General features: G+C 67.6%; 11 protein-coding genes. 8 read left to right on the plus strand and 3 right to left on the minus strand.

Features of this window, described 5'->3' with window-relative positions:
- Positions 1-54 precede the first annotated feature (54 nt).
- Positions 55-1,167 carry an anhydro-N-acetylmuramic acid kinase gene (locus V5F59_RS12945; RefSeq protein WP_393978596.1) on the minus strand — a complete coding sequence of 371 codons (1,113 nt, stop codon included), beginning with the start codon at positions 1,165-1,167 and terminating at the stop codon, positions 55-57.
- Positions 1,168-1,269: 102 nt separating this feature from the next.
- Between V5F59_RS12945 and tyrS the strand changes: the two genes are divergently transcribed.
- The 8 genes from tyrS (at position 1,270) to V5F59_RS12985 (ending at position 12,931) form a co-directional block, all read left to right on the plus strand.
- On the plus strand, positions 1,270-2,520 hold the full coding sequence (gene tyrS, locus V5F59_RS12950) for a tyrosine--tRNA ligase (RefSeq protein WP_393977997.1): 1,251 nt from the start codon (positions 1,270-1,272) through the stop codon (positions 2,518-2,520).
- A gap of 310 nt (positions 2,521-2,830) precedes the next feature.
- Positions 2,831-5,254, plus strand: coding sequence for a penicillin-binding protein 1A (locus V5F59_RS12955; RefSeq protein ID WP_393977999.1), 2,424 nt, complete (start codon positions 2,831-2,833; stop codon positions 5,252-5,254).
- A gap of 345 nt (positions 5,255-5,599) precedes the next feature.
- On the plus strand, positions 5,600-8,131 hold the full coding sequence (locus tag V5F59_RS12960; protein WP_509211095.1) for an EAL domain-containing protein: 2,532 nt from the start codon (positions 5,600-5,602) through the stop codon (positions 8,129-8,131).
- Positions 8,132-8,336: 205 nt separating this feature from the next.
- Positions 8,337-8,903, plus strand: coding sequence for a dTDP-4-dehydrorhamnose 3,5-epimerase (gene rfbC / locus V5F59_RS12965; RefSeq protein WP_393978001.1), 567 nt, complete (start codon positions 8,337-8,339; stop codon positions 8,901-8,903).
- Between the two features lie 29 nt (positions 8,904-8,932).
- Entirely contained in the window at positions 8,933-10,042 is a 1,110-nt protein-coding gene (rfbB, locus tag V5F59_RS12970) for a dTDP-glucose 4,6-dehydratase (RefSeq protein ID WP_393978003.1), read from the plus strand.
- Complete coding sequence (rfbD, locus tag V5F59_RS12975; protein WP_393978005.1) at positions 10,039-10,950, plus strand: dTDP-4-dehydrorhamnose reductase; 912 nt, start codon at positions 10,039-10,041, stop codon at positions 10,948-10,950. Before rfbB ends, rfbD begins: the two co-directional genes overlap by 4 nt.
- The gene (gene rfbA, locus V5F59_RS12980; protein ID WP_393978007.1) at positions 10,947-11,819 is read left to right on the plus strand and encodes a glucose-1-phosphate thymidylyltransferase RfbA; all 873 of its coding nucleotides are present in this window, start codon (positions 10,947-10,949) and stop codon (positions 11,817-11,819) included. Before rfbD ends, rfbA begins: the two co-directional genes overlap by 4 nt.
- A gap of 338 nt (positions 11,820-12,157) precedes the next feature.
- Positions 12,158-12,931, plus strand: coding sequence for a ferredoxin--NADP reductase (locus V5F59_RS12985; protein WP_393978009.1), 774 nt, complete (start codon positions 12,158-12,160; stop codon positions 12,929-12,931).
- 489 nt (positions 12,932-13,420) lie between these two features.
- Here V5F59_RS12985 and V5F59_RS12990 read toward each other — a convergent pair whose 3' ends face one another.
- Both V5F59_RS12990 and V5F59_RS12995 read right to left on the minus strand, forming a co-directional pair.
- Positions 13,421-13,687 carry a hypothetical protein gene (locus tag V5F59_RS12990; RefSeq protein WP_393978011.1) on the minus strand — a complete coding sequence of 89 codons (267 nt, stop codon included), beginning with the start codon at positions 13,685-13,687 and terminating at the stop codon, positions 13,421-13,423.
- A gap of 122 nt (positions 13,688-13,809) precedes the next feature.
- Positions 13,810-14,871: a DMT family transporter gene (locus V5F59_RS12995; RefSeq protein ID WP_393978013.1), complete on the minus strand. Its 1,062-nt coding sequence runs from the start codon at positions 14,869-14,871 to the stop codon at positions 13,810-13,812.
- Positions 14,872-14,909 lie beyond the last annotated feature (38 nt).

Consider the following 14,909-nt stretch of genomic DNA (forward strand, 5'->3'; position numbering starts at 1 on the left):
GGCTGCCGGTCGTCCGCTTCCGCCATCGACGGCGCGCCCTTCGGCGCGCCGTTTTCATTTGGGCCGGAACAGCACCCCGCCCGTCATGGGCACCGCCACGCCCGTGGTGGTGGGAAAGGTCAGGGGCAGGCCCTTCAGCGCCCGGGCGGCGAGGAAGCCGAAGGCATGCGCCTCCAGCGCATCGGCGGACCAGCCCACCGCATCGGCGGTGCGCACCTCGGCCCCGAGCCGGCGCGCCAGCATGGCGAGAAGCGTTGGATTCCGCGCGCCGCCCCCCGCGACAATCCAGACCGCGGGCGGGCGCGGCAGCAGCGGCACGACCGCGGCGACCGTGGCGGCCGTCAGCGCCGTGAGCGTCGCCGCTCCATCTTCCGCCGAGAGGCCGGACAGTCCCGCCCGCTCGGCCACGAAGCGGCGGAATTCGTTGCGGTCGAGGGACTTGGGCGGCGGCTTGGCAAAGAACGGGTGCTCCAGCACCTGGGCCACGCGCTCCTCGTCCGCCGTCCCCTTCGCCGCCGTCTGGCCGTCCACGTCGCAGGGCACACCGGTGCGGGCGAACATGAAATCGTCGATCAGCGCATTCCCCGGCCCGGTGTCGCAGGCGATGGGCGGGGCATCGCCGTCGATGACGGTCACGTTGGCGACGCCGCCCACGTTCAGCACCGCCACCGGCTGCGGCAAGGCGAGGCGCTGCACCAAAGCGCGGTGGAACACCGGCACCAGCGGCGCCCCCTCCCCGCCGGCGGCCACGTCGGCCGCGCGGAAATCCGCCATCACCGGCACGCCAAGGCTACATGCGAGGCGCTCACCCACGCCGATCTGCACGGTGAGGCCGGCGTCGGGGCGGTGGAATACCGTCTGGCCGTGGAAGCCCACGAGGTCGATATCGCCGGGGGTGAGGCGCAAGTGCTCCAGCAGCCGCAGCACCGCCTCGGCATGGAGATCGGTGATGCGCACCTCGGCGTCGCACAGCACGCCGGGCCGGTCGGTGCGGTGGTTGAGGCCGCGCGCATCCTCCATGGCCTGAACCAGCAGCGCGCGGGTGGGCGCGTCATAGGGCTGCGTCAGCGCGGCGCCGAGCCAGAAGACCTCTTCTCCGTCGGTCTCGATCAGGGCGGCATCGATGCCGTCCATGGACGTGCCGCTCATGAGCCCCACCACGCGCATCGCCCGCCCCCCAATCTCGCCCCATGCATTCTTGGCGCGGACCTGATACACCACCGCACCTTTCCGGCGCGTGAGCGCCAGCCTCAAGCCTGAATCTGCGTGATGACCTCTCCCACCTTCCGCTCCGACTTCCTGCGCACGCTCCATGAGCGCGGCTACATCCACCAGTGCTCGGACCTCGAGCGCCTCGACGCCAAGGCCGCGGAAGGGCCCATCACCGCCTATATCGGCTTTGATGCCACGGCATCGAGCCTGCATGCCGGCCACCTGCTCTCCATCATGATGCTGCGCACGCTCCAGCGCACGGGGCACAACCCCATCGCGCTCATGGGCGGCGGCACCACCAAGATCGGCGACCCCTCCGGCAAGGACGAGGCGCGCAAAATGCTCACCGACGAGCAGATCGGCGCCAACATCGCCTCCATCCGCAAGGTGTTCGCCCGCTTCCTCGATTTCGATCGCGGCGCGATCATGGAGAACAACGCGGCCTGGCTCGACGAGCTGAAGTACATCCCCCTGCTGCGCGAGGTGGGGCCGCACTTCACCATCAACCGCATGCTCACCTTCGATTCGGTGAAGCTGCGCCTGGAGCGCGAGCAGCCGCTCACCTTCCTCGAATTCAACTACATGATCCTGCAGGCCTACGACTTCGTGGAGCTCAACAAGCGCCACGGCTGCATCCTGCAGATGGGCGGCTCCGACCAGTGGGGCAACATCGTCAACGGCATGGAGCTCGGCCGCCGCATGCGCGGGGCCGACCTGTTCGCCTTGACCACGCCGCTGCTCACCACCTCCTCCGGAGCAAAGATGGGCAAGACGGCCGGCGGCGCCGTGTGGCTCGATGCCGACCTGCTCTCGCCTTACGAATACTGGCAGTACTGGCGCAACGCTGGCGATGCGGACGTGGAGCGCTTCCTGAAGCTGTTCACCGAGCTGCCGCTCAGCGAGATCGCCCGCCTCGCCGCGCTGGAAGGCCAGGAGATCAACATCGCCAAGGAGGTGCTCGCCACCGAGGCGACCGCCCTCCTGCACGGCCGGGAGGCCGCCGAGAAGGCGAAGGAAACCGCCCGCACCACCTTCGCCGAAGGGGCGCTGGCGGTGGACCTGCCTACCATCGAGGTGCCGGCGGCGAAGCTGGAGGCGGGCCTGCCCGTCGCCAACGCGTTCGTCGAGGCCGGGCTCGTCGCCTCCACCAGCGAGGCGCGCCGCCAGATCAAGGGCGGCGGCCTCAGGGTGAACGACGAGGCGGTAAGCGACGAGAAGGCGCAGCTGACGGCGGCGGCCCTCACCCCGGAAGGCGTCGTCAAGCTGTCGCTGGGCAAGAAGAAGCACGTGCTCCTCAAGCCGGTGTGAGCGGCACGGCTTTTCACGCAGCGGCGGCGCGGTTTTCCCCTCCTGAGGGCCGGTGCCGTCGCGAAGCGGCCACGTTTTCCCCCCATAGCCAGCCGGTGCCGCCGCCGCTGCCCAGCGTCAGGCGGCGACGAATCCGGCGTTTGCCGGTGCGGTGGCCGGTTGCCATCGGCGCCGGCCTTCCGCAATGTGAGCCCTTCGCAGGCCGGCGAAGACACGCTATTGGCGTGCCTTCAGGGCGCGGACTCGGCAAGGGCGAGCGGGCGCGGGGACAGGCAGGCGCGCGGAAACGCGGGCGGAGGGAACCGGCGAGATGCGGCTGATTCTGAGGTTTCTGGGTTTCCTGTTCGCGCTTGGAACGCTGCTGGCGCTCGCCGGCGCGGCGGGCGCGACCTACGTCGTCTGGAAATATTCCCAGGACCTGCCGGACTACTCCCAGCTGCAGAATTACGAGCCGCCGGTGATGACCCGCGTGCATGCGGCGGACGGCTCGCTGGTGGCGGAATACGCCAAGGAGCGCCGGCTCTACATTCCCATCCAGTCGGTGCCGAAGCTGGTGATCGAGGCCTTCCTCTCGGCCGAGGACAAGAATTTCTACGAGCACGGCGGCATCGATCCCACCGGCATCTTCCGCGCTGGCATGGCCTTCGCTCAGAATTACGGCAAGAACGTCCGCGCCCAGGGCGCTTCCACCATCACCCAGCAGGTGGCGAAGAACTTCCTCCTGACCAACGAGCGCAGCCTCGACCGCAAGATCAAGGAAGCCCTGCTGGCGCTGCGCATCGAGCGCGCCTATTCCAAGGACCGCATCCTCGAGCTGTATCTCAACGAGATCTATCTGGGCATGGGCGCCTACGGCATTGCCGCCGCCGCGCTGGTCTATTTCGACAAGTCGGTGGACGAGCTGAACGTGCAGGAGGTGGCCTACCTCGCCGCCCTGCCGAAGGCGCCGTCCAACTACAACCCCTTCCGCGAGCGCGCCCGCGCCACCGATCGCCGCAACTGGGTGATCGACCGCATGGTGGAGAACGGCTTCGTCACCCCGCAGGCGGGCGAGGCCGCCAAGAAGACCCCCATCGAGGTGGCTTCCCGCGCCTCGGGGGCGCAGATCTTCGCCGCCGAATATTACGCTGAGGAAGTGCGCCGCCAGATCTACGAGCGCTACGGCGAGAGCAAGCTCTATGCGGGCGGCCTTTCGGTGCGCACGCCGCTCGATCCCAAGCTGCAGGTGCTGGCCAAGAAGACCCTCATGGACGGCCTGGTGCGCTACGACGAGGAGCGCGGCTGGCGCAAGCCCGTGACCCATATCGAGATCGCCGGCGAGGACTGGGGCATCAAGCTCGGCGAGGTGCGTGAGTTCAGCGACATTCCCTGGCGCCTCGCCGTGGTGCTGGACGTGAACAAGGACAATGCCCGCATCGGCCTCCAGCCGTCGCGCCAGCGGTCCGGCCAGCGCTCCACCGACCGCGAGATCGGCCTCATCCCCGCCGATGGCTTCAAGTGGACCCGGCGTGCCATCAACCAGATCCTGAGGCCCGGCGACGTGGTCTATGTGGAGCCCATCGCCGACCGCAACGGCCAGTGGCGCCTGCACCAGATCCCCGGCGTCGAGGGCGCCATGGTGGTGATGGAGCCCACCACCGGCCGCGTGCTCGCCCTGTCCGGCGGCTTCTCCTACGACGAGAGCCAGTTCAACCGCGCCACCCAGGCCATGCGGCAGCCGGGCTCGTCCTTCAAGCCCATCGTCTACGCCACCGCGCTGGACAACGGCTACACCCCCTCCACCATCGTCATCGACGCGCCGTTCGAGCTGGAGCAGAAGGGCCAGGACACGTGGCGGCCGGAGAACTACTCCGGCAAGTTCTACGGCCCGCAGACCCTGCGCTTCGGCCTGGAGCAGTCGCGCAACGTGATGACCGTGCGCCTTGCCAACGACGTGGGCATGCCCATCATCGCCGAGTATGCCAAGCGCTTCGGCATCTATGACGACATGCCGCCGCTGCTGTCCTTCTCGCTGGGCGCCGGCGAAACCACCCTCATGCGCATGACCACCGCCTACGCGATGATCGCCAACGGCGGGCGCAAGGTGACCTCCTCGCTCATCGACCGCGTGCAGGACCGGTACGGCCACACCATCTTCCGCCACGACGAACGCGAGTGCCGCGGCTGCGAGGCGCAGAAGTGGGACAACCAGCCGGAGCCGACCCTCATCGACCGCCGCCCCGTGGTGCTCGACCCCATGACCGCGTACCAGATCACCTCCATGATGGAGGGCGTGGTGCAGCGCGGCACGGGCACGGCGCTGAAGGAATTGGGCAAGCCCATCGCCGGCAAGACCGGCACCACCAACGACGAGAAGGACGCCTGGTTCATCGGCTTCACGCCGGAAGTCGTGGTGGGCGTGTACCTCGGCTACGACAAGCCCAAGGCCATGGGCAAGGGATCCACCGGCGGCCTCGTCTCCGCCCCCATAGTGCGCGACTTCATGAAGGTGGCCATCGCCGACCGCCCGGCCATTCCCTTCCGGGTGCCGGCCGGCATCAAGCTGGTGCGCATCGACCGCAAGAGCGGCCAGCGCTCCGGCCCCGGCGACGGCACCATCCTGGAGGCCTTCAAGCCCGGCACCGCGCCGCCGGACGGCGGCTACTCCGTGGTGGGCTACACCAGCGGCGACCCCAATGCGCCGGATGCCGCGACGGCGGCGCCTGTCCGCGCGAGCACCGGCGGGCTCTACTGACCCCGCCCACCCAACACGGCGATACCATCTGACGCCCGGCCCCTGTGGCCGGGCGTCTTGTTTTGCGGCTCCCTCACGCCATTGTGTCGCAGGGAGGGCAGCCTCGCGGCCGCAGCCGTGTTTTCATGGTTTCCCGTCACGGCTGTGGAGAAATGCGACACCCTCTTAAGTATCTCAGGGATTTCCCCAGTGATGGGTTCGACTTGATACACCTGTACAAGGCCACCGATGACGGTAAGCTGAAGCTTAAGCGTGGCATGGGACAGCCGGTTTCGCCGCTAAGGAATGCGCGGGAACGGTTCGGCGGGATCGTCCCAGGCGTCGCAGGAGCGAGGAGCCGCGGCCATGTGCAAGCCCGTCGCCGACGGACGTCCTGCCGCCCCCGAAGCCGGGGCGAACGCTTTGGTAATCGTTGACGAGGATCATCTGGCGGCCGGCGGCAACGCCACCGCACTGGCGGCCTGGAACCGCCGCGAGGGGCGCTTGGTGGGGAGCGACCTGCGCAAGATTCCGTTCATCTCGTATCCAGGGGCGGAGGCGGACCCTTCGGTCGGGCAGATTTTGAGCTCGGGGCTGGATATTCTGGTGGCGACGGGGGCCGACGCCCGGAAGCTGCTGTCGGTGTCGCGGACCGTCCTGGACGGGGAGGAGTGTTACCTGGCCTTCGTTCGCACCCAACCAGCCCCGCCGCTGGGCCTCCAGCGGATGGAGATGCTTCACCTTCTTGCGGATCAGACCGACAGGGGGGTGGCGATCACCGATTCCAGCTTCCGCATCCTGTACGCGAACCGGTCCTTCCGGGACTTCCTCGACCCTGCGGCGGACGAAATGGTAGGCAAGGACCTTCGGAGCTTGCCTCTCTCCCCGACATCGCGCGACAGCACCTGGGGCCGCATTGAAAAATGCATCGCCGAACGCAGAGATTTCGCAGAGAATGTGCGTCTGTGCAGCAGATCGGGGAAGGACATCCTCGTGACCGCGAACATTACGCCGGTCTTCGATCCAAAGGGCAGCGAGCTGGAACACGTCGTCGCCGTGCTGGCGGATGTGTCGCGCACGCGCCTGGTCGAGGATCTGCAGCGCGAGGTGCTGGCGGAGCTTGCCGCGGATTCTCCCCTTGACGAGATCATGGACCTGCTCTGCCGCCGGGTGGAGAGCCTGTCGCCCGGCGTCCAGTGCTCGGTGATCACGGTGACGGAAGACCGTTGCCTGAAGGTGGTGGCCGGCCCGCAATTGCCGGCGAGCTACACGGAAAAGGTCAACGGCCTGCCCGTCGGCCCCACCTGCGGCTCATGCGGCACCGCCATCCATCGCGGCGAGCCGGTGATGGTGGAGGATCTCTTCACCAGCCCGCTCTGGGCAGATTTCGACCTGTCCAGCGTCCCGGCCGGCATCAGCGGCTGCTGGTCCATCCCGATCAAGCTGCGGACCGGCAAGGTGGCGGGCACGTTCGCCTTCTATTTCTCCAGCGAGCATCGGCCGACGTCCTGGCTGGAGAGCATCGTCTCCGCCTGCTCGGACCTGTGCGCCATCGCCCTGGAGCGGTTCGAGACCAAGAGCCGCATCGCCCGGCTCGCCAGCATCGACACCCTGACCGGCCTGCCGAACCGCAGCCAGATCATCGACACGCTCTGCGACGCCATCGCCGCCGCCCGCGAGCTGGACGAGCCGCTGGCCGTGCTGTTCGTGGACATCGACCACTTCAAGGACGTGAATGACACGCTCGGCCATTCCAGCGGCGACCACATTCTGGTGGAGACGGCGCGGCGCCTCACCGTGCAGCTGCGCGAGGGCGACACGGTGGGCCGCGCGGGCGGTGACGAGTTCGTGGTGCTGCTGCGCGCCTGCGGGATCGAGGACGCCGCCCGCATTGGCCGCCGCCTCCTTGAATACCTCTCTACCCCCATCGAGACGAAAAACCTGAACCTCACCATGTCGTCCAGCATCGGCATTGCGATGTTCGGCGACCACGGGGCGGACGCGGAAACGCTGCTGAAGCACGCAGATACCGCGATGCACGAGGCTAAGCGCGAGGGGCCGGGCCGGTTCCGCTTCTTCACCGAGGATCTCAACCGCCGGTCGCACGATCGCCTGGTGCTGTCCATCGCCCTGCGCGAAGCCATCCAGGCCAAGAAGCTCCGGCTCGTGTACCAGCCGCAGGTCTGGCTCACCACGGGCGCGCTGCACGGGGTGGAGGCGCTGGCCCGCTGGCGCGATCCCATCTATGGCGACGTGCCCGCCCCGCGCTTCATCTCGCTGGCGGAGGAATACGGCTTCATCGACCTGATCGACCGGTGGGGGGTGGAGGAAGCCTGCGGGCAGATCGCCGCCTGGCGCGCGGCGGGGGTGGCGGTGCCGCACGTCTCGGTCAACTTCTCCCCGCTCAGCTTCCGCAACGGCGACATCGTGGACATGATCGTCGAGACGTTGCACCACTACGGCCTTCAGCCCTCGGACCTCCGGGTGGAAATCACCGAGCGGGTGATGATGGACCAGCACCCCAATTCGTTCGCCACCGCCCGGGCCATCGAGGCGCTGGGCGTGCGTATCGCCATGGACGATTTCGGCACCGGCTATTCCAGCCTCAGCGCCCTCTCCCGCCTGCCCATCGCCGAGCTGAAGCTCGACCGCAGCTTCATGCTTTCCATCGAGCAGGACGAGAACGCCAGGGCCCTGTCCACCGCTGTCATCCGCATCGGCCACAGCCTGGGCATGACGGTGGTGGCGGAAGGGGTCGAGACAAAGGAGCAGGTGGACCTGTTGCGAGCCCTCGGCTGCCATGCCGCGCAAGGATACCACTTCGCCCGTCCCCTGACGCCGGACGACCTCTCCACCTGGCTCGCCGGCCGCCCCGAAGAGCAGCCGAACGACGCCTGACGTCCCCGCCACGGCGACGCAGGCCCGGGGAGGTATCCTTTCGCCCGGGGGGCACAGACGCCGCTCGGGACGGCCGGATGGACGCATTGTTTTGGTGCGAACCGGCATCCATCCCGCTCAAAAAACGCCCCAGACTTTTGTCTTTGCGCAAGTCCGGGTGCAAAACCGTTTCACACTTCTGCTGGACTTGCTCTAGAAGCGCGCCATGACAGCCTTCACCCCCCTCGCCTTGCCTGACGTCGTCCTCGCCACTCCCAAGCGGCATGGCGATGCACGCGGCTATTTCAGCGAGACCTATGTGAAGCCGCTCTATGCGGCCAACGGCATCGCCGCCGACTTCGTGCAGGACAACGAATCCCTCTCGGAGCTGGCCGGCACCGTGCGCGGTCTGCACATGCAGGCACCGCCCTTCGCCCAGGCGAAGCTGGTGCGGGTGCTCGCCGGCGCCATCTTCGACGTGGCGGTGGACGTGCGGAAGGGCTCGCCCACCTATGGGCAGTGGGTCGGCGCGCGCCTCACCGCCGAGGGCGGCGAGCAGCTCTACGTGCCGCACGGCTTCGCCCACGGCTTCTGCACCCTCGCCCCGGCGACCCGCGTCGCCTATAAGGTGGACGCGGTCTACGACAAGGCGAGCGAGCGCGGCATCATCTGGGACGATCCGGACCTCGCCATCGACTGGACCTTCGGCCACGGCGACAGGATCCTGTCCGACAAGGACCGGCTTTTGCCCCGGCTCAAGGATTTCGACAGCCCCTTCGTCTACCAGGCGTGAGTGGCGCGGACCTTTAAGGATGTGACGGCATGCGGGTTCTGGTGACGGGCGGCGCGGGCTTCATCGGCTCGGCTGTGGTGCGGTATCTCGTGAGGGAGGGGCACGATGTCCTCACCTTCGACAAGCTGACCTATGCCGGCACCCTCACCTCCCTCGCCCCGGTCGCCGACAGTCCCTGCCACCGCTTCGTCAAGGCCGACATCTGCGACGCCGCCGCCGTGCGGCAGGCGCTGGAGGCCTTCGCGCCCGAGCTGGTGATGCACCTCGCCGCGGAATCCCACGTGGACCGCTCCATCGACGGGCCGGGCGACTTCATCTCCACCAATGTGGTGGGCACCTACACCATGCTGCAGGAGGCGCTGCGCTACTGGCGCGCCCTGCCCGCTCCCGCGCAGGCCGCCTTCCGCTTCCACCACATCTCCACCGACGAGGTGTTCGGCAGCCTCGGGGCCGAGGGCCTGTTCCGCGAGGACACGCCCTACCAGCCCAACTCCCCCTATTCGGCCTCCAAGGCCTCGTCCGACCATCTGGTGCGCGCCTGGTTCCACACTTACGGCCTGCCCACGGTGATGTCGAACTGCTCCAACAATTACGGGCCCTACCACTTCCCGGAGAAGCTCATCCCCCTCGTCACCCTCAACGCGCTGGAAGGCGCGGAGCTGCCGGTCTACGGCACGGGCGAGAACGTGCGCGACTGGCTGTTCGTGGAGGACCACGCGGAAGCCCTCGTGCTCATCGCCACGCAGGGCACGCCGGGCGAGAGCTATAATGTGGGTGGCGCCTCCGAGCGGCGGAACATCGATGTGGTGCGCACCATCTGCGCCATCCTCGACGAGATGGTGCCGGATGCCGCCATCGGCCCGCGCGAAAGCCTCATCCGCTTCGTCACCGACCGGCCCGGGCACGATGCGCGCTACGCCATCGATTTCACCAAGCTGAACCGGGAACTGGGCTGGTCCCCGCGCGAGACGTTCGAGACCGGGCTCGCCAAGACCATCCGCTGGTATCTCGACAACGGCGCCTGGTGGGAGCCGCTGCGCCAACGCTACAAGGGCCAGCGCCTGGGTCTTGAGACGCCGGCGACGGGCGACAAGGCGCCGGCCGGCGCGTCGGCCAAGCGGCTGGGGCTCGCATCGTGATGCGGATTCTTCTTTTCGGCGCGGCCGGGCAGCTCGGCCGCGAGGTGACGGCGCTTGCCGCCGAGCGTGGCATCGAGCTGACCGGCCTCGACCACAAGGCCCTCGACATTTCCGATCCCGTCGCGGTGGCCCGCGCCATCGAGGCGGCCCGGCCGGACGCGCTCATCAACGCCGCGGCCTACACCGCCGTGGACAAGGCGGAGAGCGAGCCGGAGATCGCCGGGCGCATCAATGCCTTCGCTCCCGGCCTCATCGCCGAGCGCTGCGCGCGCTATCGCACGCCCCTCATCCACGTCTCTACCGACTATGTTTTCGACGGCACCAAGAAGGGCGCCTATGTGGAGGCGGACCCCATCGCCCCCATCGGCGTGTACGGCCGCACCAAGGCGGCGGGCGAGGCGGCGGTGCGCGCCGCGCACGAGCGGCACGTTATCGTGCGCACTTCCTGGGTCTATGGCGTCTATGGCAACAATTTCCTGAAGACCATGCTGCGGCTTGCCGGCGAGCGCGACCTGCTGAAGGTGGTGAGCGACCAGCGCGGCTGCCCCACGGCCACCCGCGACCTCGCCACCGCCGTGCTGAAGGTGGCCGAGGCGGCTGCCGGCGGCGATGCGCGCTGGGGCACCTATCATTTCGCCGGCCGGGGCGCGACCAGCTGGCACGGCTTCGCCAGCGCCATCGTGGCGGCGGCGGCCGCGCACACCGGCCGCAACGTGGAGGTGGCCCCCATCACCACCGCCGAATATCCCACCCCGGCCCGGCGCCCGAAGAATTCGGAGCTCGCCAGCGACCTGTTCGAGCGCACCTTCGGGGTGCGTGCGGCGGCCTGGGAAACCCGCGTGAAAGAGGTGGTAGACGCGCTCCTGGCCGAGACGGCCAAGGCGCAGTCCCCCGTGGAGGCATCGTGAAGGGCATCATCCTCGCCGGCGGTTCCGGCACCCGGCTTCACCCCATCACCCTCGTGGTCTCCAAGCAGCTGCTGCCGGTCTACGACAAGCCGATGATCTATTATCCCCTGTGCACGCTGATGATGGCGGGCATCAAGGACATATTGATCATCACCACCCCGCACGATGCCCCTCTGTTCCAGGCGCTGCTGAAGGACGGCAGCCAGTTCGGCATCAACCTCACCTATGCGGTGCAGGATCAGCCGCGCGGGCTCGCGGACGCCTTCATCGTCGGCCGCGCGTTCGTGGGCTCCGACCGGGTGGCCCTGGTGCTGGGCGACAACCTCTTCTTCGGCCATGGCCTGCCGCAGCTGCTCGCCCAGGCCGCCGCCCGCGAGAAGGGCGCCACGGTGTTCGGCTATCCGGTGCAGGACCCCGAGCGCTACGGGGTGGTGGAGATGGACGCCACGGGCAAGGTGCTCTCCCTGGAGGAGAAGCCGAAGGCGCCGAAGTCCAACCTCGCGGTCACCGGGCTTTATTTCTACGACAACCGGGTGGTGGATATCGCCGCCAATCTCAAGCCGTCCCCCCGCGGCGAGATCGAGATCACGGACGTGAACAAGGCCTATCTGGAGATGGGCGAGCTTCAGGTCTCCATGATGGGCCGCGGCTTCGCCTGGCTCGACACCGGCACGCCCGATTCGCTGGTGGAGGCGGCCCAGTTCGTGCAGATCCTCGAGAAGCGGCAGGGCTTGCGCATCGCCTCGCCGGAGGAGGTGGCCTTCCGCGCCGGCTTCATCGATCGCGCCCAGCTCAAGGCGCGGGCGGAAGCCCTGTCCAAATCCACCTATGGCGGCTACCTCGCACGCCTCGCCGAGGGCAGCGCCTGAGGGTTCCCGCCCATCGCTCCTGAAAGCCGGGTGCGTGGTGGCCGCGCAGGCGATGCGCCGCTCGGGTCCGCGTCCGGCCGGGATTTGCAGCCGACGACACGCCGTCGCACTTTTGCATTGCGGCAGCATCCTGTAGGGTGCCGCCCGCATTTCCCTGGAGCACGCGTCGATCAACGTGCATCGCAAGCTGATCGGACAACACGTTCTCCTTTTCACGTCTAGAGACGGATTCGCCGCTTGGATCGCGTTGATCTGACCGGATCCGGCTCTGAGTTTTGTGTGGCCGTTCGCCTGCTCCAGCGCTCCCGGCCCCGCTTGCCGAGACCGGATAACGCGCCATGAGCAATTTCAACGAAGAGACCGTCACGAGCGTCCGCCACTGGACCGACACCCTCTTCTCCTTCACCTGCACCCGGGACCCGGGCCTCAGGTTCCTGAACGGCCAGTTCACCATGATCGGCCTGAAGGTGGACGGAAAGCCGCTGCTGCGCGCCTATTCCATGGCCAGCGCCAATTACGAGCCGGACCTGCAGTTCTTCTCCATCAAGGTGCAGAATGGCCCTCTCACCTCGCGCCTCCAGCACCTGAAGGTGGGCGACAAGATCCTCGTCGGCCGCAAGCCCACCGGAACGCTGGTCCAGGACAGCCTGTTGCCCGGCAAGCGCCTCTACCTCGTGTCCACCGGCACCGGCCTCGCGCCCTTCCTCTCCGTGGTGAAGGACCCGGAGGCCTACGAGCGGTTCGAGAAGGTGATTCTCATCCACGGCACCCGCACCGTGGCCGAGCTCGCCTATGACGACTTCCTCACCAAGGAGTTGCCCAACCACGAGTTCCTGGGCGACGAGGTGCGCGAGAAGCTGGTGTATTACCCCACCGTGACGCGCGAGCCCTTCCGCAACCAGGGCCGCATCACCGACCTGATCAACTCGGGCAAGCTGTTCTCCGACATCGGCGTGCCGGTGCTCTCCCCGGAGGAAGACCGGCTGATGCTCTGCGGCAGCCCGCAGCTGCTGAAGGACATGGTGGCGCTGCTGGAGGAGCGGGGCTTCGCCGAGGGAAGCCAGTCCGCGCCCGGCCAGTACGTCATCGAGAAGGCCTTCGTGGAGCGCTGAGCGCCCGGCTGCCCGCCTGCCGCACGAAGGAACGGCGGCCGGGGAACGGCGGCCGGCATCGATTCTTCTGATTTCCCCGCAGGCGGAACAAGGTGGCGCGCCGCAAGCAGCGCGCTCGCAGCCCAAGCGGCCGACGCGAGTCGGATGATCCGCCCCGACCATCCACCTTTGGGCGAAGAGGGGCTGGGCAAAGGAACCGGCAGGCCCCAAAGGCGCGCCCCCGCACCGCGACTGGGGCCGGGCTTGCCACTGCCCGGTTCAGCAAGCCAGAACTCCCGGAATCGGGACTACAGCTCTATCCGCCGACCGGACGGGCCGCATTTGCGACCTAGATGAAGGCAGGACCGGAACGCATGCGCGCCCCCGCGAGGCATCCATGAGAGCGCCGCAGATGATCGCATGCCAAAACCGGATGCCAAAAAAGAAAAGACCCATTTCGGAAAACCGAAACGGGTCCAATCAAGATCGGAATGCGAAAATTTCGCAGTATCAGCCGCAGAAGAAGCGGCAGAAGGGGCTCACCGGACGACCGAAGAAGCGAGAGAGCTTCTGGTCATACTTGTAAGCGCGCCACTGGATGATCCACGGGAAGGAAGGACCCGAGGGGTTCGGAGCCGTAGCCGAAGTGGAATTGCCACCGCGAAGCGTAGAGAACCGATCCAGCCAGCTTGCCTGGGACGGGGCAACACTCACAAAAAGAAGACCGGCAACCGCAGCCCCACGCAGCGCCATATTCACGGTAGAAATCTTAGCCATCGTCCGCACTCCGATTAGGTAAGCATTGTGTACCACAAGGCCTTCGGCGTCGCAACACGAAAATACCCTTTGCCCGTGTCCGATACCCTCGCAAACCCAACTGCCGCCTCAAATCTACCCACTTACCGCCACCCCGAGGCCGCTTTGGGCGAAAGGCCCTGATTTACAGTAGTACCTTCATCCGATGCATCTGCACCGTTGGGTAAAGACGCGCCCCCGGTGGATTGTTCCGAATTTTCTTTCTGCGACGCAGCATTATTGGGGTCTGGGCTGTCGCCCTCCCCGGGCCCCCGCGTCCTCGCCCTCCGCTCGCCCGGCCGCTCGCGCCAGATGAGAGCGAGTCCGGCGACCACCACAACCCCGGCGCCCGCCGCCACCAGCGGGTCGGGCCACTCGCCGAATATGAAGATGCCGAAGCCCGTGGCCCACAGGAGTGTCGCGTAGTTCAGCGGCGCAACGAGGGAGGCCGGAGCGTAGCGATTGGCCGCCGTCATGCAGATCTGCCCGACGCCGCCGGCCAGCCCCATGCCCACCAGCACCAGCGCGGTGGCCCCATCCGGAATCACCCAGCCGAACGGCGCGGTGACGAGCCCGGCGAGCGCCGCCACGAGGGAGAAATAGAAGACGATGGCTTCGGAGGTTTCCGTGCGCGTGAGGTGACGCACCTGGGTGATGGCGAATCCGGCACCCACGGCACCCGCGAGCGCCAGCGCGGCGCCGATCAGCGGCGCCCGGCTGGCGCCCGGCGTGGCGTGGGAAAAGGACGGCCAGAGCATCAGCAGAATGCCGGCGAGGCCCACCATGAGCACCTCCCAGCGATGAGCCGGCACCCGCTCGCCGAGGAGGATGGCGGCGAGCACCACCGTCACGAGCGGGGTCGCGTAGGAAAACGCGATGGCCTCGGCCAGCGGGATGAAGGCGAGCGCGGCGAAGGCCATCCACATGGCCGTCACCCCCACCAGCCCGCGCACCACATGGCCCAGCGGCGTGCGCGTGATGAGGGCCGTTCCCATGCGTCCGTTCCAGGCGATCCAGACCGCCACGGGGATGAGGCCGAACAGGCTGCGGGTGAAGACGATCTGGCCGCTCGGCACATCCTGCGCCACCACCCGCACCAGCGCGGACATGATGGCGAAAAAGAAGGTGGCACAGAGCTGCAGGCCGATGCCGGCCGGAGCGTTCATATGGGCGGATCCAGGAAGCAACGGCCCGCTATAGCGCG

Source organism: Xanthobacter nonsaccharivorans (assembly GCF_043194755.2).
Classification (GTDB): Bacteria; Pseudomonadota; Alphaproteobacteria; order Rhizobiales; family Xanthobacteraceae; genus Xanthobacter; species Xanthobacter autotrophicus_G.